This window comes from Isoptericola sp. NPDC056605, from assembly GCF_042792795.1.
Classification (GTDB): Bacteria; Actinomycetota; Actinomycetes; order Actinomycetales; family Cellulomonadaceae; genus Isoptericola.
This window is the reverse complement of record NZ_JBHTVT010000006.1, coordinates 83,197-103,179: the sequence shown is the minus strand read 5'-3', so window position 1 is coordinate 103,179 and position 19,983 is coordinate 83,197. Positions and strand designations below refer to the sequence as shown.

Here is a 19,983-nt window from a genome sequence, read left to right as displayed (position 1 = left end):
GAGGCGTGCTCCCGACGTTCGCCCCCGACGCCACCGCCGACGACGCCCGCGCCGCCCTCGAGGCCGCCGGCTGGCGGGAGATCGGGACCGGCGACTGGGCGTGGGTGCTCGCGTCCCCGGACGGCACGCTCGCCGCGCGCGTCACGCCGTTCGACCCGGCGTTCCGGATGTTCGCCGACGCCTGCCTCGCCGGACCGCCGAACCCGTTCCTGGTGCGGGTGGACGGCGTCGTCCCGCTCCGCCACCGCGGCTACGTCGTCGTCATGGAGCGGCTCCACCCGGCGGACGAGGGCCGCGCCCGGGACCTCGTCGCGTCCCTCGGCATCACGAGCGCGTCCGACCCGACGCCGCCCGCCGGCGCGAGCGCCGAGCTCGCCGACCACCCCGACGTCGTCGACCTGCGCCGGCGGATCGAGGACCTGCTCGCCGCCGGCGCCCGCCGCTACCGGCTGTGGGGCGGCGCGGACATCCGGCCCGGCAACATCCTGCAGACCGCGGACGGCGAGCTCCGGCTCACCGACCCCGTCTTCGTGCACGGCCCCACGGTGTTCGAGTCCATCCGCGACGGCCGGACGGACCTGCTCGCCGACTTCTCCCGCGCTGACCTCGAGGACTTCCTGCGCATCCCCGCCTTCGTGCCCGGACCGGACACGGACGCGCTGCGCCGCGCGCTCGACGGCCTCGTGCTGAGCGACGCTCAGCGGACGACGTCGTAGACCACGTGCACCGCCGTCGTCGACGGCGTCGCGCTGCGCTGCACCAGGGCGTGGCGGTGGCCGCCCACGAAGAGCGGCGTCCCGTCGCCGAGGACGACGGGGGAGAGGTGCAGGCTCAACACGTCGAGCAGGCCGGCGTCCAGCGCGGAACCGACGGTCGCGCCGCCGCCCATGAGGACGACGTCCCGGTCTCCGTCGCCGGCTTCCGCCGCCTCACGGGCCTGCGCGACGGCGTCGCGCAGGCCGGTGGTGACGAACGTCCAGAACGCGAGCCGCGTGCGTACGGGCGGGTTGTTCGTGACGACGAAGAACGGAGGCCGGCCGACCTCGCGGGCGCCGTAGCCCACCTCGTCGTTCCAGCCCTGCGGCCCGTCGACGACGTCGAACAGGTTCCGCCCCAGCACGACGGCGCCGCTGCTCGCCGTGGCGGAGCGCAGCTGCTCCCGGTCCACCGGGTCGTCGCTGAACGCCCACGTGTGCAGCGCCTCGCCGCCGTCGCCGAGGCCGTTCTCGGGCCCCGGGTTCGGCCCGGTGACGAACCCGTCCAACGAGATCGAGATGTCGCCCACCACTCTGGTCATGGATGGCGGACCGCTACGACAGCGCGAACTCATCGCCGGCCCGGGGTCGGCGAGGGAAGGGGCCTTCAGTCGACGATCCCCACGACGGCGAACGGGTCCGGTGCGCAGGACGCGCTCGGGTCGATCTCGCAGAGCGTCTTGGCGCCCTGGAGGTCGACGGAGATCCGCGCCTCGCCGATGGGCATGTCGTCCGGCACTCGGACGGTGGCCTCGGCGGCGCCAGCGTCGTCGGGATCGAGAACCGCGACGCTGGCGGAGTAGTAGCGGCTGCCGAGGTCGTCATTGCCCGTCCCATCCACCCGCGAGCCGATCGAGATCCCGTACCGGGCACCGCCCGGCAACGTGGACGAGCACTCGGCATGGTGGCCGACACCGCTGACCACGAACGTCAGCTCGTCGCCGGGAGCGGCGCTCGTCGGGTTCACGACCGGGTCCTCGGGGGAGCAGTAGGCAGTGGGGCGGAGCGCATCGGCGAGGCCGCCGCACCCGGCGAGCACTGCTGTCACTGCGACGAGGCAGGTGGCGAGCACGCTCCGACGTCGGCTGGTCCTCGACATGGCACGAACGTAGCGGTCCTCGACCGTCGGTGGGGATGTCGAGGAGGGATCGCGGCGGCAGGGCGTCGTCGCGCCGGGCCGCCGTACGATCCGGGGAGCCCGCCCGAGACACCGGAGTCCAGATGCACCCACGACCGTCGCCGGTCCTCGTCCCCGCACCGCGGTCGTACGACGCCGCCTGGACACGATGGGGCATGTGGTGGCTCCCGCTCGGCCCGGCGCTCGTGGCGTGCTACGCGACGGTGATGGTGCTGACGATCCTGGTGCTGGAGCCGCTGGCGGCGATGCCCGGCATGACCCAGGCGGAGATCTTCGGGACCCTGGCGGCGGCGGGCTGGACGGTGGTGGGCAACGTCCCGTTCCTGGTGGCGTGGGCCGCGCTCGGGGTCGGGCTGTCGGTCGCGGGGTGCGCCGTCGCGCTCCGGCGGCGGGTGGCCCCCGACACCGCGGTGACGTGGCAGCTCGCCGTACTTGCGCTGGGCGCGCCGGCGTACTTCTGGGGCAGCTTCGGCATGGGCATGAACCTCGCCGACACCTTCATGATCACCGGCGGTGACCACTCCGCCGTCCCGCCGGTCCTGTACGCCGTCAGCGGCGGGGCGCTCGTGGCGCTGGTCGTGCTCCAGGTGCCGCGCGTCGTCCGACGGGTGCGGGTGCGGGTGCGGCGCGGCTGACCGCCCTCACCGCTTGGCGAGCAGCCGCGCGATGCGGGCGTGCGTCATGAACGACTGGTTCATGCGCCGGTAGGCGTGGAAGTTCAGCACCACGTGGGCGTCCTGGCGCGGGTAGAAGAACAGGTGGGTGGCGAAGTGCCCCAGCCCGCCGACGGGCTCGGGGAGCCCGCGCAGGAAGGGCGGGGTGAACTCACCGAACCGGATCGTGACGGTGCCGGCCCCGTAGTGGATGCCGCGCCGCAGCCGGTGCCGGGGCCGGCTCATCCAGGCGAGCGTCGCGGGGGAGACGAGGCGGCCACCGTGCAGGGCGCGCTGGAAGGCCACGAGGTCGGACGGCGGGGCGACGATGCCGCCGCCGGCCCAGTCGAGGCTCATGCTGAGGGCGCGGCTGAGCTCGTGGTCGCCGATCCAGAACGGCGCGACGTCGAGGGCGGCGAGGTCGTCGGGCGTGCCGACGTCGGTGTACGGGGTCGAGCTGCGCTCCATCCCCGCGGGGGCGAGGACCCGCTCGCGCAGGACGTCGTTGAACCGGCCCCCGGTGACCTCCTCCACGACCCTCCCCAGCAGGACGAAGCCCGGGTCGCCGTAGCAGAACCGCTCGCCCGGACGCCCGACGGCGGGGTGGCCGCGCACCTCGTCGAGCAGCGTCGCGGGCGTCCACCGCCGGTCGGGCCGCCCGGCCGTGACCTCGATCGAGTACGGCGTCTCGCGGAGGCCCGACGGCTCGAAGAGGTCGGGCAGCCCGCTGGTGTGCGTGAGCAGGTGCTCGACGGTGACGTCGGTGCCGAGGTCGACGCCGGGGGCTGCGGGGAGGCCGTCGAGTTCGCTCCCCGGGAGCACCTTCCCCACGGGGGTGTCGAACCCGAGGCGTCCCTGCTCGACGAGCGTCGCGACGAGCGTGGCGGTCATGACCTTGCCGACGCTGGCCGCGTGGAACGGCCGCGACCCGCCGGACTCGAGCTCCAGGCCCGGCGCGACGACGAGCACCTGGGGCGGCGGCATCGACGGGCGCCGTCGGGCGATCCTGTCCAGCGCCGACCTCAGGCGGTCGACCTCGCGTGACGTGCTCATGGCTCCTCCTCCGACATTCCCAACCTGTCTCATAGACATGTCTACTAGACAGGTCTATGAGGGTCAACGGTCTAGGGTCGGACCATGGCGCACGTGATCCTCGGGCTGCTCCTGCTGCGGCCGGCCAGCCTGTACGACCTCGTCAAGCACTTCGAGGCGTCGGTCTCGTTGTTCTACAGCGCCAGCTCGGGCAGCATCCGGCGCGCGCTGGAGACGCTGCTGACCGGCGGGCTCATCGAGGTCGCCGACGTCACGCCCGGCGCGCGCGGCCGCAAGACCTACCGCGTCACCGACGCCGGACGCGCGGACTTCCGTGCCTGGCTGACCGGCCCGGTGACGGGTCCCGACGCGGAGGCCGCCGTCCTGCCGCGCCTGTTCTTCCTCGGTCTGCTCGAGCCGGACGAGCGCGCCGCCGTGCTGCCGCGGCTCACGGCACGGGTCGAGCAGGACGTCGCGCGGCTGGAGGCGCTCGAACAGCAGCTCGCCGTGCAGGAGGTCCCCGACGAGCTCGGCGAGGTGTTCGCCTTCCAGCGCGCCACCCTCGACTACGGCCTCGCCTCGGGCCGGTTCGCCCGCGAGTGGTTCCGCCGCTACGGGCGGGAGCACGACACCGGCACGCCGTGAGCGACAGGTGGTGCGCTTGCTATTGTCGTGCCGCCGGTCAAGCAGTGGCCGGTCCGCTCTGAGCAGTGTCGGAGGCGACTGTGCCCACAGACACCACCGTGACCGGTGAGCCCTCGGGCCTCCGTGCTCCACGCCTGGTGGGCTCCTTCCGCCTCGACCTGTCGTCCGACAGCTGGACCTGGTCGGACGGCGTCTTCCGCCTGCACGGCTTCGAGCCGCACGAGGTGGTGCCCACCACGGACCTCGTCCTCGCCCACACCCACCCGGACGACCGCGACGACGTCCGCGCCGCCCTCAGGACGGCACCCGCGACGGGGGCGTTCTCGAGCGTGCACCGGATCGTGACGGCACGACGCCGCGAGCTCACGGTCGCCGTCGTGGCCAGCGCGGAGGACGACCAGCACCGCGACGAGGCGGCGGGCTACTTCCTCGACCTGACCTCGGACGTCGCGAAGCGGGCCGGCGCGCGGGCCTCCGCCGACATCCGGGCGGCGGCGACGACCCGCGGCGTCATCGAGCAGGCGAAGGGCGTGCTCGCCGTCGTCTACGACGTCGAGATCGACGCCGCCTTCGAGCTGATGAGGTCGGCGTCGAACGACCACAACGTGGCCGTGCGGGACCTGGCGAGCGCCGTCGTCGACGTCGCGCACCGCCGCGACGTCGACCGCCGCGCGACGCTCGACCGCGTGCTGCGCCGCGGCTGATCCGCGGGCGCGATCAGTCCTCGGTCCGGCGCGTCTCGACGGGCCCGGTCTCGTCCGCGAAGCTGAGCCGCCGCGCCACCACGTCCTCGGCGACGTCCTCGAGCGCGCTGCCCCGCCCGAACGCGTGCGCGCGCAGGACGGCGAGGGCGTCGTGCGGCTGGAGCCGCAGCTGCGCGGACACCATGCCCGTGGCCTGGTCCACGCGCGCCCGTGCGGACCAGCCGACCTGGTCGATCTCCCCGAGCACGGCGGTGCCGATGGCGTCCGCGAGGAACTGCGCGTCCTCGACGTCCCGCGCCAGCACCCGCCCCGGGCCGACCACGAGGCCCAGCACCCCGACCGGCTGGCCGCCGACGTGCATGGGGATGCCGAACCACCTGCCGTCGCCGGCGGCCTCGCCGGCGAGCTGCGAGAACACGGGGAACGGGTCGTCGTCCCCGAGGCCGAGGGGCGCGGAGACGATCGTGTCGTGCTCGAACGCCTGCCGCCCAGGACCCTCGCCGAGCACCTCCTGGATGCCTTCGACCCGCGCCGCGACGGCGTCCGTGCTGGTCACGGCAACCGGCTCGCCCGCCAGGGTGGCGAGCGTGAGGCTGCCACCCTGCGCGCCGAGGATCGTGGTGCACGCCCGGCACATCCGCGCCGCGACCGTCGCGTCAGGGTCGAGTCCGGCCAGGGTCCGCGCGAGCAGGCCCAGCAGCTCGGAGGTGTTCACCGATCGCTCCGTCCTGTCGCCTCCCGGCCAGTGTGGCACCGATAGGCGATGCACACGGAGCGCGACGCCGGCTCAGCGGTCGAGGTCGCCGATGACGTCGCCCTCGCCGCCCAGGACGAGGGTCCGCACGATCGCCTCGGCGACCTCCCGCTCGGTGAGCCCCCGGCGGTCCGCCGCCGTGCGCAGCACGGCGCGGGCCTCGTCCTCGGGGCAGTCGTTCGACGCCATGATCGCGCCCACCGCCTGCTCGACCGTCGCCCGGTCGGTCATGGTGCGGTACAGGCCGGCGACGGCGTCCCCGAGGTCGGCGAACTGGAGCTGGAGACGCACGGCGTCCGCCGCGAGCGCGGCGTGCCCCACGGCGGCGTCGACCAGGCCGGCGGGCCAGTCCCCGGGCGTGCGGCTGTACACGTTGATCGCCACGCGCGCGCCGGGGCCCACCTCGGCCGGGACGGCGAGCGCCTGCACGAACCCCTCGGCCTCCGCGGCCGCCTGCCAGGCCTCCCAGCCGGGCACCATGTCGGCGAGCCTCGTGGTCAGCACCGTGCCCCGCCGCATCGCGTCGATGCAGGGCCCGGTGTCGGCGCGCGCCTCGGCCTGGTCGCAGCGGCCCGCGCCGGGGGTGCTGCTGCCGGCGCGCAGCGAGATGCCGTGCTCGCGCAGGCTGATGCTCGCCTCGACGCCGTGGCCGAGCACGGCCGCGGCACGGATCGCGCACTCGTCGAGGTAGCGGGACAGGGTCATGGGCGTCACGCTACCCGCGCGCCCCGGCCCCGTCCCGCGGGTCTCCTCGACGGTGCCCGTCAGCGGTGCACCTCAGCGGCGACCGACCAGCCGGTCCACCTGGAAGAGCGTCGTCGTGCCGGAGACCTCGTTCGCGACGGCGAGCAGCGGCCGGTGGGTGGGGGAGTCCGACGCGGGCACGAACGCCAGGCCCTCGGGGCCCAGGTCGCCGGCGCCGGCCAGCGCGTCGGCGGGGGTGGCGCCGTCGTCGATCGCGTCCTCGACGGACACCCCGTAGTCGCGGTTCGAGACGTAGGTGACGAACGCGGCCCGCTCGGGCCGCGTGATGTCGTAGACCACGACGCCGCCCGCACGCTCCAGGCCGACGAAGGCGTACGTGCGACCCGACACCTCGCCGATGGTGAGGTTCTCCGGCTCGGGGCCCTTGTCGTCGCTGCGGCCGTCGCCCTTCGTCTCGGTGTGGTTGGTGTTGAACGCGTCGCCGAGCGCGTCCGCGGTGACCCGCTCGAGCTCGTCGCCGGAGTCGAAGACGAGCTCGCCGTCGGTGCTCCAGATCGAGAACGACCGGCCGCCGAAGGCGTACAGCTCCTCGTAGCAGGAGCCGTCGGCGCGCAGGCCGGACGCCGTCGTGACGTTCAGCCGGCCGAGGTCCGCGTCGCCGAGCAGGCCGGCGGCAGGGGAGTCCTCGCACACGGGCGCGAGGCCGTCGTCGCCCAGGTCCTTGACCCGCGCGGGCTCGACGTAGTCGCCCCACTCGCGGGCGTCGCCCTCGTTCGCGGTGACGAGGTAGATCTGGCCGCGGGAGGAGTACGACGCGATCCCGTCGGGCATGTACAGCCCCCGGACGGGCACCTCGCGGACGGCGGCCCCGCCGTCCTTGTCCGAGGGGTCGATGCCCTGCCCGGGCACGGAGTGGTCCTTGCTGCCGAGCGACCACAGGTCGGTGGTGCGGGCGCTGCGCAGGTCGACCTCGGCGACGGCGTTCGCCTCCTGGAGCGCGACGTACGCGGTGCGGGAGTCCTTCGACACCGTCACGTACTCGGGCTCGAGGTTGCGCGACACACGGTGCTCCAGCGACCCGTCCGGTCCGGCGACGTCCGGCCCGAAGACGCGGACGCCGTCGGGCAGCCGGTCGCCCTCGAAGGCGTGGAACGTCGCGGTGCGGACCGCGGCCTGGCGCACGGCCGGGGCCTTCCGCCCCGAGACGCGGTCGGGGAGCGCGACGACGGACACGGTGCCCTCGGGGTCCACGCCGAAGTCGTCGGCCGGCTCGCCCTCGTTCGCGACGACGGCGCTGCGGCCGTCGGGCGTGATCGTCACCATGTCGGGCAGGGCGCCCACGCGCCACGCGCCGATCGCCTCGCCGGCGCCGGCGGCGTCGAACAGCACCAGCCAGCCGTCGGAGACCTTGTCGGGCGACTCCACCGCGACGACGCCGAGCCCGTCCGGGCGCACGGCGACCGAGTTCGCGACCGCGCCGTCGGGCACGGTCGAGCCGTCCGCGGCGCGCACCCCCGTCGTCTCGAGCGCGAAGAGCCTGCGGGGCGACGACGGGCGCCCGACGTCGAGCACGGTCACCTCGCCCGCCTGCGCGTTCACGGAGAACAGCCGCTCCGAGCGGGCGTGGTAGGCGACGATCTCCGCCGCGGACTCGTCGAACACGCCCGTGGCGTACGAGCCGAGGGGCGTGAGGGCGACGCGGGCGTCGTCGGCCGACAGCGCGACCGGGTCGGCGACGACGCCGGCGCCCGGCGTCACGTCGCGGTGGGCCGACGCGGTGAGCGCGACGGGCACGGTCAGCACGACGGCGAGGGCGGTGGCGCAGCCGGCGACGACGGCGCGTCGCGGGGTGCGGGGGAACAGGGTGCGGGGGAGCGGTGTGCGCAAGGGGTCCTCCGGGGCCGGGGCGCGCGCCGAGCGCGCCGTCGGGGTGACCGTAGGGAGGACGGATGGCGGCCCGGGGGGCTCGGGGTGAACGGGCGCCGACCCGTCGGTGAACGACGGCCTCGCGGGCCGCTCAGGCGGGTGTGCCGGTGTCCGTGCGCACGCCGTCGCGGCCGAGCTGCACGATGCGCCACACCGCGCCGGCGAGCAGCACCACGAGTGCCAGGTTCCGCAGCCCCTCGACGACCACCATCGCGGGCTGCCCACCGAGGAACTCGCCGTACGCCACCGGGTAGACGATCTGCGTGCCGAGCGCGGCCAGCAGCACCCCGACGGCGGGCGGCCCCCACAGCCGCCGCGTGCCGGGGCCGGCCAGGGCGACCGCGGCGGCCAGCGGCGGCCCGATCCACGCCACGAACTGCGGCGAGCCCACCTTGTTGAACACGATGAGCGACAGGAGCAGGGCGGCGGTGCTGAGCAGCAGCACGTCGCCGGCGTGGTCGGGACGGCGGCGCGCCGTCCACCACGTGAGCGCGGCGATCAGCAGCACCGCGACCGGCAGCAGCCAGTCGAGCAGGGTCGCGACCTGCCGGGCGGTGTCGCCCTGCACCTCGTAGGTGAAGATCACGTCGTTGTAGTCGATCCGCACCGACGGGTCCCACAGTCGCGCCACGCTGAACCAGGTCGCGAACACCGACTCCGCCTGCAGCGTGCGCGCCTCCTGCTGGCCGAACACGCTGAACGCGCGCTGCCCCGCGCCGCCCGCCAGGGCCAGCCCCACCACCACGAGGCTGACCGCCGCGCCCGGCACCACGACCTGCCGCAGCACGTCGCGCCAACGGGCGCGGGTCGCGGCCAGCGCCACGACCACGGCACCCGGCGCGATCTTGATCCACGCGCCCGCCGTGGCGACGGCGGTCGCGAGCGTCGGGCGGCGTGCCGCGACCGCGAGGGAGATCAGGATGAGCGGCGCGACGACGCCGTCCAGCCGGCCCAGGAAGATCGGCCCGAGGGCGAGCAGGAAGGCGAGCCACCACCAGGCTCCGAGCACTCCGCGCGGCGCGGCTCGCACCAGCACCACCGTGGCCACGGCGTTCAGGGCCACGACCATCGCCGTCCAGACGATCTCGTAGCCCAGCAGGCCGTCGGTCACGAGCGCGGGCAGCGTGACCGGGACGAGCGCCCCCGCGGGGTACACCCAGTCGTAGTCGAGGACCGGCCACTGCCCGGTGTCGAGCCCGTGGCGGGCCCACCACTCGTAGAGCGTGACGTCGCCGTAGATCGTGTAGCCCCAGGTGATGGCCTGCCCGACCACCCAGGCGTGCACGGCGACGAAGCCGAGCGCCAGCAGCCACCGGGACCTCAGCACGGCGCCGAGGGGACCGGGGGCGTTCCGCGCGGCGGAGGTCTGCGTGGATGGCACGCCCGACATGGTGACAGACCAGGCTCACCGCCGCCCCGGAGCCTCCACGGGGATGCGCGATGCGGGTATGGACGTCTAAGGTTTCGGATAGCCGAAATTTCTCGATCCCACCCGGAGGACCGCATGAGCCGACCGACCCTCGACCGACCCGCCCAGGGGGTGCGTCACGCGCGCCTGGTGACCCTGCTCGGGCCGGCGTTCGTCGCGGCCATCGCCTACGTCGACCCGGGGAACGTCGCCGCCAACCTCACGGCGGGGGCGCGGTTCGGGTACCTGCTGGTGTGGGTGCTGGTCGTCGCCAACGTGATGGCCGTGCTGGTGCAGTACCTGTCCGCCAAGCTCGGGGTGGTCACCGGGCGGTCGCTGCCCGAGGTGCTGGGCGAGCGGCTCTCCCGGCGCGGCCGGATCGCCTACTGGGCGCAGGCGGAGGTGGTCGCGATGGCCACCGACGTCGCCGAGGTGATCGGCGGCGCCATCGCCCTGCACCTGCTGTTCGGGGTGCCGCTCGTGCTCGGTGGGATCATCACCGGCGTCGTGTCGATGCTGGTGCTCGCCGTGCAGCAGCGCCGCGGCCAGCGCGTCTTCGAGACGGTCGTGACGTCGATGCTCGGGGTCCTCACCGTGGGGTTCTGCGCCGGCCTGTTCTTCTCGCCGCCGGACCTGGGCGCGGTGCTCGGCGGGCTCGTGCCGCGCCTCGACGGCCCGGAGTCGGTGCTGCTCGCCGCGTCGATGCTCGGCGCCACGGTCATGCCGCACGCGATCTACCTGCACTCCTCGCTCGCCCGCGACCGCGTGCGCCACGACGCCCGGGTCGAGCGTCGCCACGCCCTGGCCGCGGGAGCCGAGGGCCGCGACGACGTGGTGGGGGAGGACGACGTCGCCGTGCCGGGTCCGCCCTCGCCGCCGGTGATCCGTCGCCTGCTGACCGCCACGCGCTGGGACGTCGTCGCCGCGCTGGTGCTGGCGGGCAGCGTGAACATCGCGATGCTCCTGCTCGCGGCCGCCAACCTGCCTGGCCGCACCGGCACCGACTCGATCGAGGGCGCGCACGCCGCGATCGAGTCGTCGCTCGGGCCCGCCGTCGCCGTGCTGTTCGGCGTGGGGCTGCTGGCGTCCGGGCTGGCGTCGACGTCGGTGGGTGCCTACGCCGGCGCCGAGATCATGTCGGGCCTGCTGCACGTGCGCGTCTCGCTGCTCGCGCGGCGGCTGGTCACCCTGGTGCCCGCGATCGTGCTGCTCGCGACGGGGGTGTCGCCCACGTGGCTGCTGGTCGTGAGCCAGGTGGTGCTGAGCTTCGGCATCCCGTTCGCGATGGTCCCGCTGGTGCGGATCACGCGCGACGCCGGCCTGTTCGGCGGCTTCCGCAACGGCCTCGTCACCCAGCTCGCGGCGTGGGCGGTGGCCGCCGTCATCGTGGCGCTGAACGTCGCGCTGCTCTGGCTGACGTTCACCGGCTGACGCCGACGGCGACGGGCGGGCCTGCGGCCCGCCCGTCGCCCGGGCGGCTAGCGCGCGATCAGCGCAAAGACGCCCCAGCCGAAGTGCGTGCGTGCCCCGGCGGCGTACTGCTGCGGCTCGGTCGCCAGCAGGCGGCGGACCTCGTCGTGCAGCTCGTCGTCCGGGTGGGCGTCGGCCCAGCGCCGCATGGTCAGCCACTGGGGCGTCATGTAGCGGTCCCAGGACTCCTCGGTCGCGCAGACCATCTCGACGACGTCGTACCCCAGGGCGCCGAACGACGCCAGGAGGTCCGGCAGCGTGAGGTAGTCGTCGGCCGACCGCACCCCGCAGGCGGCGAGGGCCTCCGGCGTGGTGGGCACCGTGCGCCAGTACGGCTCGCCGACCAGCAGCAGGCCCCCGGGTGCGAGGCTCCGTCGCAGCAGGTCGATCGTGCCGGGCACTCCGCCGCCGATCCACGTCGCGCCGACGCACGCGGCGACGTCCACGGGCTCGTCGACGACGTAGCCGGACGCGTCGGCCTCGACGAACCGGACCAGGTCGCCCACGCCGAGCTCGGCGGCGCGCGCCCTCGCGTCGGAGACGAAGTCCGGGTTGAGGTCCACGCCGAGCCCGGTGATCCGGTGGTCACGGGCCCAGGTGCTCAACAGCTCGCCCGACCCGCAGGCGAGGTCGAGCACGCGAGCCCCGGCGGGCAGCTCGAGGGCGACCCCCAGGTCGGCGAGCTGCCCCTCGGTCAGCGGGTTGTGGATCCGGTGGCGAGACTCCCGGACGGAGAAGATTCGAAGGTCGGACATGGTGATGCTCCTTGGACGGTTGCGACAGGGTTGCTCGGGTGGGAGCGGGCGGTTCCGCTCACCGACGTCGAGACCGTCATCGGGCATCAGGTCCTTCCTGGTGTCGCCCTGTCGGCCGGCGGCACAGGGCGTGGCTCCGTGCGAGCCGGTCCCGACGCTACGTCCACCACGGTGCGCGGGCCAGGGAATTCCGGGCCCGCGCCCCCTCGCGCTACCGGCCGAGCGCGGCCTCCAGCCGGTCGACGAACGCGGCCTGGGCGCTGACGAGGAGCCGCCGCGCGTCGTCGGGCCCCCACCAGGCCACCCGGTCGATCTCGGGCACCTCGATCCGCTTCCCCGACCGCGGCGGCCACTCGATCTCGACGGTGTTGCTGCGGACCTGGTCCAGGTCCGGGCCCGGCGCGGGCCACTCGCGCGCCCACGCGAGGACGCGCTTGCCAGACCTCTGGCGGACCTCGCCGAGGTCGATGTCGGTGCCGACGCCGGGGGACGACGGCGCGGGGAGCGGCAGCCCGAGCTCCTCCGCCGCCTCGCGCAGCGCGGCGGCGTGCGGCTCCTCGTCGGGTTCGAGCTCGCCCTTGAGCACCGTCCACGCGCCCTCGTCCTTGCGCGCCCAGAACGGTCCGCCCATGTGCCCGAGCAGGACCTCGAGGCCACCGTCGCCCGTGGTGCGGTAGAGCAGGAGGCCTGCGCTCGTCGTCGCCATGGTCTCAGTGTGACCCGGGGCTCCCTCGAGGGGCTCGTCCTGCCTCGACGCAGGGCGTGAGACGGAGTATCGCTTGACGTGAGACCCGGTCGCGGGTGACGATGGTGGAGGACCGGCGCCGACCACCACCAGCCTCGGACGGCGCCGGTCCACACTCCTCACCGGGCCCGGAACGCCGGACCCCCGCGCAGAGAGAGGTCGTCGATGACCCGCAGCTCGTCCCGTGATGTCCCCGTCATGCCCGGCGTGACCGCCCCCGACTACGACGTCTCGCAGCCGCTGGACCTCGACTACGTGGGCGCCTTCGCCGACGTGAAGCCGCAGGAGCGCGCCCATCAGCTCGCCGTCCGCGAGTTCGTGCAGGCGGACGTCCTGCCCGTCATCGACGGCTATTGGGAGCGCGCCGAGGTGCCGTTCGAGCTCGTGAAGAAGCTTGCCGAGCACGACTTCCTGCGCGACGGCGTCGACGTCCCCGGCCGCCCGTCGGTCTCGTTCATGGCCGAGGGCCTGGCCAGCATGGAGATGTCGCGCGGCGACGGCTCGGTCGCCACCATCTGCGGCGTCCAGGGCGGCCTCGCGCTGCGGTCGATCATCATGCACGGCTCGCCCGAGCAGATCGAGCAGTACGCCGAGCCGATGGCGCGCGGGGAGATCCTCGGCGCGTTCGCGCTCACCGAGCCCACCCACGGCTCGGACTCCGTCTCGCTGGAGACCACGGCACGCAAGGTGACCCGCGACGGGGTCGAGGGCTACGTCCTCGACGGCGAGAAGAAGTGGATCGGGTTCGGCTCCTGCGGCGACATCACCGTCGTCTGGGCCCGGCTCGTCGGCGACGACGGCGACAACCAGGTGCACGGCTTCATCGTCCCGCAGGACGCCCCGGGCTACACCGCCACGACGATCGAGGGCAAGGTCTCGCTGCGCGCCATCTGGCAGGCGCACATCGTGCTCGACGACGTGTTCGTCCCCGCGAGCGCGGCGCTGCCCGGCGCGACGTCGTTCAAGGCGACCGCCGCCGTCCTGTTCGCCACCCGCCTCGCCGTCGCCTGGTCCGCCGTCGGGCACGCCGTCGCCTGCTACGAGGCGGCCGCCGCGTACTCGACCCAGCGCATCCAGTTCGGCCGCCCGCTGGCCAAGAACCAGATGGTGCAGGAGCGGCTCACGCGCATGCTGTCCCTGGTCACGCAGATGCAGCTGCTCGTCGCACAGATCACCCGCCTCGCCGACGCCGGCACGCTCACGGGCGAGCAGGCGTCGCTCGCGAAGTACACGACGACGCGGCAGGCCCGCGAGGTCGCGTCGATCGCCCGCGACATGCTCGGCGGCAACGGCATCCTCCTCGGCAACCGCGTCGCGCGGCACTTCGCCGACCTCGAGGCCCTGCACACCTACGAGGGCACAGAGTCGATGCAGGCGCTCATCGTCGGTCGCGACATCACGGGGGTCTCGGCCTTCGCCTGACACCCCGCGGCGTCGTCGTCCCGCAGGCCCCCGTCTCTCACCTGGAGAGACGGGGGCTTGACGCATTCCTGGGCCGCTGTCAGAGTCGGGCGCTGGAAATCGTTTTCGATGCCAGCGGCTCGACGACGGTGCCTCCGGCCGGGCCGGACACGTCCTCCGGCCCGCCGGTCCAGGGCCTCACGGCCTGGTCGCTCTCCGGCGGCAGCGACATCGTGCTGGAGCGGTCCTTCGAGAGCTGGAACGACGAGCACCCCGACCGGCCGTTCGAGGTGGGCTGGCTCGAGAACGACGTCTACAAGGACGAGATCCGCGCGGCCATCGATGCGGACGCGGCGCCGACGCTCGTCTACGGCTGGGCCGGGAGCGACCTCGCGGGCTACGTGGCCGACGGGGACGTCCTCGACCTCACCGGCCGGGTGGACCCCGCGCTCGACAAGGCGCTGCCCTCCGTCGCGAAGAACGGCACCGTGGACGGGCGCACCTACGCCGTCCCCGCCAACCAGACCCAGCCGGTGCTGCTCTACCACAACGCGGACGTGCTGACCCAGGCCGGGATCGAGCCGCCCGAGACGTTCGACGACCTGCTCGACGCCGTGCCCGTGCTCCGGAAGGCGGGCGTGCGGCCCGTCGCGCTGGCGGGCGGGAGCCGCTGGCCCGAGCTGATGTACCTGCAGTACCTCACCGACCGGATCGGCGGGCCCGAGGTCTTCCAGCGCGTCGTCGCGGGCGAGCCGGACGCCTGGTCCGACCCCGCCCTCGTCGAGGCGCTCCGCAAGATCCGCGCGCTCGTCGACGCGGGCGCGTTCGGCGACGACTTCACGGAGGTCACGGCGGACTCGAGCGGCGACGTCGGGATGCTCGTGTCCGGGAGCGCGGCGTTCCTGCTGCAGGGGGCGTGGATCTATCCGGACCTCGTCACCTCCATGCCCGAGCTCGTCGCCGCGGGCGGCATCGGCTTCGGCGCGTTCCCCACCGTGGAGGGCGGCGTCGGCGACCCGGACAACGTCGTCGGCAACCCCGCGAACTTCTGGTCCGTGTCCGCCTCCGCGTCGCCCGCCGACCAGCAGGCGGCGATCGACTTCCTCAACGCGGAGACCTACTCCGAGCGGGCGGTCGACACGTTCCTCACGGTCCGCACCGTGCCTCCCGTGCGGGGGATCGACGAGCGGCTCACGGACGGCGACAGCGCGGAGTACCTGCGGGCGGTGTACGAGATGGTCGACTCGGCCCCGCACTTCCAGCTCTCCTGGGACCAGGCCGTCCCGTCCGACCAGGCGGCGGCGCTGCTCGACCACCTGCACCAGGTGTTCACCGGCGAGCTGGACCCCGAAGGGTTCGTCGACGCCATGAACGACACCCTCTGAGCGGTCAGGGCTCGAGGTCGGTCGTGACGACGTCGGGGAGGCCGAGACGGAGCCAGAACTCTCCCGCGGGCGGGCCCGGGGCGACACGGCCGATCGAGACCAGCCACGCCGTGAGCACCATGCCGTGCGTCGCGACGATCAGATCGCCGCCGGCGGCGTGAGCGCGCACCGCAGCATCGAACCGGCGGGCCGCGTCCGTCGCGGACTCCCACCCGGCGTGCCGGTCGTCGGGCATGCCCTCGACCCAGGCGCGGCGGATCTCGCGGAAGCCCGGGGACACCTGTTCGGGAGGGCGCCAGACCTCCGCGAAGCGCGGGTCCGTGGGGACGTCGGCGACGCCGAGCGCCCGGGCCAGCGTCTCGACCGCCTTGAGCTCGTCGCTCGCGACGGCGGTCGTCCGGTCCGGTAGTCGGAGCCCGCGCGCCGCCGCGCGGCCGGCCGGGGAGAGCGGCCACAGGCTCGCGGGAGTGTCGTCGCGGATCGCGGGCGCCGCGTGTCGCACCAGGGTGATCCGCACCTCGTATCAGCCGGACGTGGCCGTCACGGCGGGCACCATGACGGCCACCATGACGGCCGTCTGCATCTCGTCCACGGCCTTCTTCACAGCCGTGCTCGCCCAGCTCCCCGCGGCGAGCTCCTTGGCGCGTGCCTCCGCCCGCCGCCGGTCCTCGGGCGCGACGAGGCGGCGGACGAGCGGCGTGCCGTTCGCCGTCGCGAGGAGCGCCGCGGTGCGGGCGTCGGGGTCGCGGAGGCCGAGCAGCACCTCGCAGCAGGTCGCGCGCAGCCGCGTCTCGTGGGAGGCGTCGGCGGCGGGCCACGACGTCGTCGGGAAGATCCAGAGGACCGTCTCGTCCTCGCGCCGCAGCACCCCGCGTGCCGCGAGGCCGGCCAGCAGCGGCTCGCGCAGCCCCTTGGCGAGCGGTGCGATCAGGCTCTTCGGCGCGCGTGGCAGGGTCCGCACGAGCGCCAGCGCGTGGTCGAGGGCGGGGTGCCCCGTCGGGGACGCGTCGCGTGCGACGACCCGGCCGGCGGGCACCCGTCGACCGTCCAGGTCCGCGCCCCCCGACGACGTGACGTCGACCCGGCCCATCAGGGCGAGCTCGACGAGCAGTGCCCCCGCGAGCCGGTAGTCGAGCTGGGTCCGCTCGAGCGTCGGGCGCCCGGTCGCGTCGTCGTACGCGAGCAGCAGCAGGTCCTCGGCGATGATCACCCGCCGATCCTGGCGGACGGACGGCCTATGGTCCAGGAGTGACCGACGACCTCGCCCGCGCGGACGCCCGCTGGGATGACGACCCGAGCGCGGGGGAGTGGATCTCGCCGCTGCTCGGGGAGTTCGGTCAGAGCCTCGGCCACGCCGTACCGCAGGCGTACGCGGCGTATGCCGTGGTGCCCCTGCCCCGGGACGACGAGGGCGACGTCGACCTGGACGCGGTCCCGGAACGCCTCGACGTGCTGCTCGACCTGCTCGACCCGTGGACCGGCGGGGCACCGCTGCACGGCACGCTCTGGGAGGGGTGGCCGTCCCTCTACGACCGGGGTGGCGGGGTGGCGTCGTCGGGGACCGCCGTCGGGCTCGCCTGGGACTCGGACGGGCCGGAGCCCACGGCCGAGGAGGTCGCCGAGGCGAAGCGCGAGGCGGAGGCGGACCTGCTCGCCCGGCTGGTCGCGCGGCCCTCCGCCGACCGGCTCCTGCTGCCCCACCGGGGTTACCACGTCTGGACGGGGGTACCCCGGTCGGTCAGCGCGCTCCTCGACCTCGTCGAGCTGCCCTCGCACGTCTGGCCCGAACACCGGGCGTGGTTCCTCGGGCTGCCGATCTACACCGCCGAGGTGGCGCTGGGCGGGCCCGCGGAGCTGGTGGCCACCGTCCTCGACGACGCGCGTCTCGGTGCCCGCGCCGCAGCGCCGGGCACCGAGCTCGACATCGACGACTGACGGCGGCGCCGTCAGGGTGCGACGGCGGGCGTCGTCGTCCCCGTCTCGGCCTGCTCGCGCCGGTGCACGCGCCACCAGACGAAGAACCCGGTCAGGGTGAAGACGCCGTAGAACACGTACATCAGCGCCGTGGCGTAGTACCCGGCCGACCAGAGCAGGGGTACGCCCACGACGTCGACCGCGACCCAGACGAGCCAGAACTCGACCCACCCCTTGGCCATGCCGTACGTGGCGATGAGGGAGCCCATGAAGATCCACGCGTCCGACCACACGGGCTCGTACGAGCCGAGGGCGCGGAACAACGGGGTGAGCAGCAGGGTGCCGCCCACCATGACGACGACGATCCCGACGCGTTCCCGCCAGGAGGCCCAGTGCGGGTGCACCGCGGCACCTCCGTCGGCGGGGATCCTGCCGTCGGCGCGCACGTCCAGGGCGGCGCGCTCGGTCCGGCGCCACTGCACCCAGCCGTAGATCGAGACGATGAGGAACATCACCTGCCGGCCGGCCTGGCCGAGCATGTCCGCGCGGCTCGAGTCGCCGAACCACGAGCCCATGAAGACGGTGAACAGGACGAGGTTGCCGACGATGCCGACGGGCCACGCCCACACCTTGCGCCGCATGCCGCCGAGCGCGGAGGCGAGGCCGAAGCCGTTGCCGACGATCTCGCGCCACGACATGTGCTGGTCACCGATGGTCAGCGTGGCGTTGAAGAACGTGTCGATCACGTCCATCGTTCACTCTCCCGGTCCGAGGTGCGGCGTCCGGGGGTGAGGGTCGGCGCTCGCCGCGTCGGGCCCCGTGGGGCCGTCGTCGACGACACGACGCCCGGCGGCACCCACCCTGTCGGGCGCGTGCCGCACGTGCTTCCTCCCATCCGGACTTTGACCGTCGGCCCTGGAATCACACCAGGTCAGCCGGCCTCTCCCCGCGTCTGCGGGTGGAGGCCGGGTCGCGGGCTGTCACCGCCGGCTCGGAATTTCACCGACCCCGGAGCACGTACGTGCGTGTCTTTCCGCCACCGGAGGTCCCGGCGGCGTCCTGCACAACTCAGGATGCCACAGCGGCATTCCCCGCCGTGGCCGTGGCGGTGGCCGCGGACCGTCAGCCGTCGGACGCGCAGCGCGGCTCCGTGGCGTCCGGGGCGCACATGGTGAGGGAGACGTGGTTCGTGAGCTCTCCCCGCCGTCCGTCCGCCACGAAATCGAGGGTGAGCTGTGCCGAGTACGCGGCGGGGGAGGTGCGGGTCACCTCGACGTGGACCTGGTCGGGAGGGTCCTCGTCGCAGACGGCCAGGACGTCGTGCGCGATCGCGCCGAGGCCGTTCTCGTCCAGCGTGCCCTCCGCACCACCCACGCCGTTCGACGGGTCGGCCGGCTGCCCGACCGTGAACCGCCGCACCTCCAGGCCGGAGCCGGGGTCCGGGACGACGGCGGTCACCGTGCCGGCGCTGCTGTCCCGCAGGCAGACCTCCGCGACCTTGATCGTGTGGACCTCGCCGTCGGCGACGTCGGAGACGCCGATCTCGGCGAGGATCCCGTCGTCGTCGCCCCCCGGGGTGCTCACCCGTGGGGTTCCCGAGCAGCCGCCGAGGGCCGTCGCCAGGAGGGTGGCGAGGAGGGCGCCGGCCGCCGCGGTGACGTGCCGTGGTGCTCGTGCCGCCATCGGTGCCCCCAGGGTCTCGTCGCCCCGGGTGCCGGGTGTCTGGAAGGTAGCGGTGCGGGGCGGCCCCGGCAAGAGGTGCCCGGGGCGGCTCAGGCCAGCGCGTCGCGGACGGCGCGCGCGACGTCGTCCGGCCCGGCCCCGGGCTCCAGCACCGTGACCACGACGCGCCGCCCGTCGCCGCCCGTCGCGACCGTCCGTGCCTCGCCCGGGCCGTCGACGGCGTCGGGGGCGGCGTCGACCGCCGGCGCGTCGGCCGCCGGCTCGCCGTCGCCGTGCGGGAACGGGGCGCCGGCGGCGCGTCGGAGGTCGGCGAACGCCTCCTCCAGCTCGGGACGCAGGTCGAGGTGGGGGTTGCGCAGCCAGCGGCGCAGGATCGCGTTGTGCACGGCGACGACGGACGCCGCGAACGCGATCGACATCGTGGTGGTGGACCGGTCCGGCGGCAGCGTGTCGCGCAGGTAGGCGGTGAAGGCGCGTTCGTAGCGGTGCGTCGTGACCAGCTCGCGGTCGCGCAGCGCCGGCACCTGCTGCAGGAGCTGGTGCCGGGCGATCGACGTCTCGCGCTGGCCGACGTGGTGGTCGAAGACGAGCCGGGCGGCCCGGCAGACCTCGAGGTACGGGTCGGTGGTCGGGTCCCACGCCCGCTCGGGCGCGCGGCCGGACTCCTCGCTCGCCCTCGCCTCGGGGCGGGTCTCCGCGAGCATGACCACGACCTCCTCCAGGAGCAGCTCGTGGTCGGCGAAGACCACGTCCTCCTTGGAACGGAAGCGGCGGAAGAACGTCGCGCGGCTGACGCGGGCGGCGTCGGCGATCTCCTCGACGGTGGTCTGCTCGTAGCCCTGCCGGGAGAAGAGGTCGATCGCGGCGTCGACGGCCTGGGCGTGGGTGTGCGTCCGGACGGCGGTCATGC

At 74.2% G+C, this 19,983-nt stretch carries 22 protein-coding genes and 1 riboswitch; of the genes, 8 read left to right on the top strand and 14 right to left on the bottom strand.

Translation table 11 applies throughout. The annotated features are described in order from the left end of the window. Positions 1-5 precede the first annotated feature (5 nt). A complete protein-coding gene (locus ACFQ8Y_RS08400; protein ID WP_430585179.1) occupies positions 6-716 on the top strand; it encodes a hypothetical protein in 711 nt (236 codons plus the stop codon). Here the strand turns inward: ACFQ8Y_RS08400 and ACFQ8Y_RS08395 are convergent. Continuing rightward, positions 698-1,297: a dihydrofolate reductase family protein gene (locus ACFQ8Y_RS08395; protein ID WP_430585178.1), complete on the bottom strand. Its 600-nt coding sequence runs from the start codon at positions 1,295-1,297 to the stop codon at positions 698-700. The genes ACFQ8Y_RS08400 and ACFQ8Y_RS08395 overlap by 19 nt on opposite strands. A gap of 65 nt (positions 1,298-1,362) precedes the next feature. Further along, positions 1,363-1,854 (bottom strand): hypothetical protein, encoded by a 492-nt coding sequence (locus tag ACFQ8Y_RS08390; RefSeq protein WP_430585177.1) that lies wholly within the window; start codon positions 1,852-1,854, stop codon positions 1,363-1,365. A gap of 122 nt (positions 1,855-1,976) precedes the next feature. Between ACFQ8Y_RS08390 and ACFQ8Y_RS08385 the strand changes: the two genes are divergently transcribed. Then, on the top strand, positions 1,977-2,528 hold the full coding sequence (locus ACFQ8Y_RS08385; protein WP_430585176.1) for a hypothetical protein: 552 nt from the start codon (positions 1,977-1,979) through the stop codon (positions 2,526-2,528). Between the two features lie 6 nt (positions 2,529-2,534). On the opposite strand, the gene ACFQ8Y_RS08380 is transcribed toward ACFQ8Y_RS08385, so the two are convergent. Further along, positions 2,535-3,599 (bottom strand): serine hydrolase domain-containing protein, encoded by a 1,065-nt coding sequence (locus tag ACFQ8Y_RS08380; RefSeq protein ID WP_430585175.1) that lies wholly within the window; start codon positions 3,597-3,599, stop codon positions 2,535-2,537. Positions 3,600-3,683: 84 nt separating this feature from the next. Here ACFQ8Y_RS08380 and ACFQ8Y_RS08375 point away from each other — a divergent pair, with 84 nt between their 5' ends. Both ACFQ8Y_RS08375 and ACFQ8Y_RS08370 read left to right on the top strand, forming a co-directional pair. Then, positions 3,684-4,223 (top strand): PadR family transcriptional regulator, encoded by a 540-nt coding sequence (locus ACFQ8Y_RS08375; RefSeq protein ID WP_430585174.1) that lies wholly within the window; start codon positions 3,684-3,686, stop codon positions 4,221-4,223. Positions 4,224-4,303: 80 nt separating this feature from the next. After that, a complete protein-coding gene (locus ACFQ8Y_RS08370) occupies positions 4,304-4,927 on the top strand; it encodes a PAS and ANTAR domain-containing protein (RefSeq protein WP_430551361.1) in 624 nt (207 codons plus the stop codon). A gap of 13 nt (positions 4,928-4,940) precedes the next feature. Here ACFQ8Y_RS08370 and ACFQ8Y_RS08365 read toward each other — a convergent pair whose 3' ends face one another. The 4 genes from ACFQ8Y_RS08365 to ACFQ8Y_RS08350 form a co-directional block, all read right to left on the bottom strand. Further along, entirely contained in the window at positions 4,941-5,642 is a 702-nt protein-coding gene (locus ACFQ8Y_RS08365) for an ANTAR domain-containing protein (RefSeq protein ID WP_430551360.1), read from the bottom strand. A 72-nt stretch (positions 5,643-5,714) separates the two neighbouring features. Further along, complete coding sequence (locus ACFQ8Y_RS08360) at positions 5,715-6,386, bottom strand: ANTAR domain-containing protein (RefSeq protein ID WP_430585173.1); 672 nt, start codon at positions 6,384-6,386, stop codon at positions 5,715-5,717. 72 nt (positions 6,387-6,458) lie between these two features. Further along, entirely contained in the window at positions 6,459-8,273 is a 1,815-nt protein-coding gene (locus ACFQ8Y_RS08355) for a choice-of-anchor I family protein (protein WP_430585172.1), read from the bottom strand. Between the two features lie 130 nt (positions 8,274-8,403). Beyond that, positions 8,404-9,702: a glycosyltransferase 87 family protein gene (locus ACFQ8Y_RS08350; RefSeq protein ID WP_430585171.1), complete on the bottom strand. Its 1,299-nt coding sequence runs from the start codon at positions 9,700-9,702 to the stop codon at positions 8,404-8,406. A 114-nt stretch (positions 9,703-9,816) separates the two neighbouring features. Here ACFQ8Y_RS08350 and ACFQ8Y_RS08345 point away from each other — a divergent pair, with 114 nt between their 5' ends. Further along, entirely contained in the window at positions 9,817-11,151 is a 1,335-nt protein-coding gene (locus ACFQ8Y_RS08345; RefSeq protein ID WP_430585170.1) for an Nramp family divalent metal transporter, read from the top strand. A 47-nt stretch (positions 11,152-11,198) separates the two neighbouring features. Here the strand turns inward: ACFQ8Y_RS08345 and ACFQ8Y_RS08340 are convergent, their stop codons facing one another. Together ACFQ8Y_RS08340 and ACFQ8Y_RS08335 are read right to left on the bottom strand one after the other, a co-directional pair. Further along, positions 11,199-11,945 (bottom strand): SAM-dependent methyltransferase, encoded by a 747-nt coding sequence (locus ACFQ8Y_RS08340; RefSeq protein ID WP_430564518.1) that lies wholly within the window; start codon positions 11,943-11,945, stop codon positions 11,199-11,201. 211 nt (positions 11,946-12,156) lie between these two features. Beyond that, the gene (locus ACFQ8Y_RS08335; protein WP_430585169.1) at positions 12,157-12,651 is read right to left on the bottom strand and encodes an NUDIX domain-containing protein; all 495 of its coding nucleotides are present in this window, start codon (positions 12,649-12,651) and stop codon (positions 12,157-12,159) included. A gap of 204 nt (positions 12,652-12,855) precedes the next feature. On the opposite strand from ACFQ8Y_RS08335, the gene ACFQ8Y_RS08330 reads away from it, so the two are divergent. Continuing rightward, positions 12,856-14,112 carry an acyl-CoA dehydrogenase family protein gene (locus tag ACFQ8Y_RS08330; RefSeq protein ID WP_430551353.1) on the top strand — a complete coding sequence of 419 codons (1,257 nt, stop codon included), beginning with the start codon at positions 12,856-12,858 and terminating at the stop codon, positions 14,110-14,112. A gap of 128 nt (positions 14,113-14,240) precedes the next feature. Beyond that, entirely contained in the window at positions 14,241-15,476 is a 1,236-nt protein-coding gene (locus ACFQ8Y_RS08325; protein ID WP_430585168.1) for an extracellular solute-binding protein, read from the top strand. A 4-nt stretch (positions 15,477-15,480) separates the two neighbouring features. Here ACFQ8Y_RS08325 and ACFQ8Y_RS08320 read toward each other — a convergent pair whose 3' ends face one another. Both ACFQ8Y_RS08320 and ACFQ8Y_RS08315 read right to left on the bottom strand, forming a co-directional pair. Beyond that, complete coding sequence (locus ACFQ8Y_RS08320; RefSeq protein WP_430585167.1) at positions 15,481-15,993, bottom strand: histidine phosphatase family protein; 513 nt, start codon at positions 15,991-15,993, stop codon at positions 15,481-15,483. Positions 15,994-15,999: 6 nt separating this feature from the next. Further along, on the bottom strand, positions 16,000-16,686 hold the full coding sequence (locus tag ACFQ8Y_RS08315) for a GPP34 family phosphoprotein (protein ID WP_430551350.1): 687 nt from the start codon (positions 16,684-16,686) through the stop codon (positions 16,000-16,002). Positions 16,687-16,724: 38 nt separating this feature from the next. Here ACFQ8Y_RS08315 and ACFQ8Y_RS08310 point away from each other — a divergent pair, with 38 nt between their 5' ends. Next, entirely contained in the window at positions 16,725-17,411 is a 687-nt protein-coding gene (locus tag ACFQ8Y_RS08310) for a hypothetical protein (RefSeq protein WP_430585166.1), read from the top strand. Positions 17,412-17,422: 11 nt separating this feature from the next. Here the strand turns inward: ACFQ8Y_RS08310 and pnuC are convergent, their stop codons facing one another. The 3 genes from pnuC to ACFQ8Y_RS08295 form a co-directional block, all read right to left on the bottom strand. Continuing rightward, entirely contained in the window at positions 17,423-18,142 is a 720-nt protein-coding gene (gene pnuC / locus ACFQ8Y_RS08305; protein ID WP_430564523.1) for a nicotinamide riboside transporter PnuC, read from the bottom strand. Between the two features lie 125 nt (positions 18,143-18,267). After that, a riboswitch (FMN riboswitch) is annotated at positions 18,268-18,411 on the bottom strand. Between the two features lie 101 nt (positions 18,412-18,512). Next, positions 18,513-19,073, bottom strand: coding sequence for a hypothetical protein (locus ACFQ8Y_RS08300; protein WP_430585165.1), 561 nt, complete (start codon positions 19,071-19,073; stop codon positions 18,513-18,515). An 89-nt stretch (positions 19,074-19,162) separates the two neighbouring features. Next, positions 19,163-19,981, bottom strand: a complete 819-nt coding sequence (locus ACFQ8Y_RS08295) for a TetR family transcriptional regulator (RefSeq protein WP_430585164.1) — start codon at positions 19,979-19,981, stop codon at positions 19,163-19,165. Between the last annotated feature and the right edge of the window lie 2 nt (positions 19,982-19,983).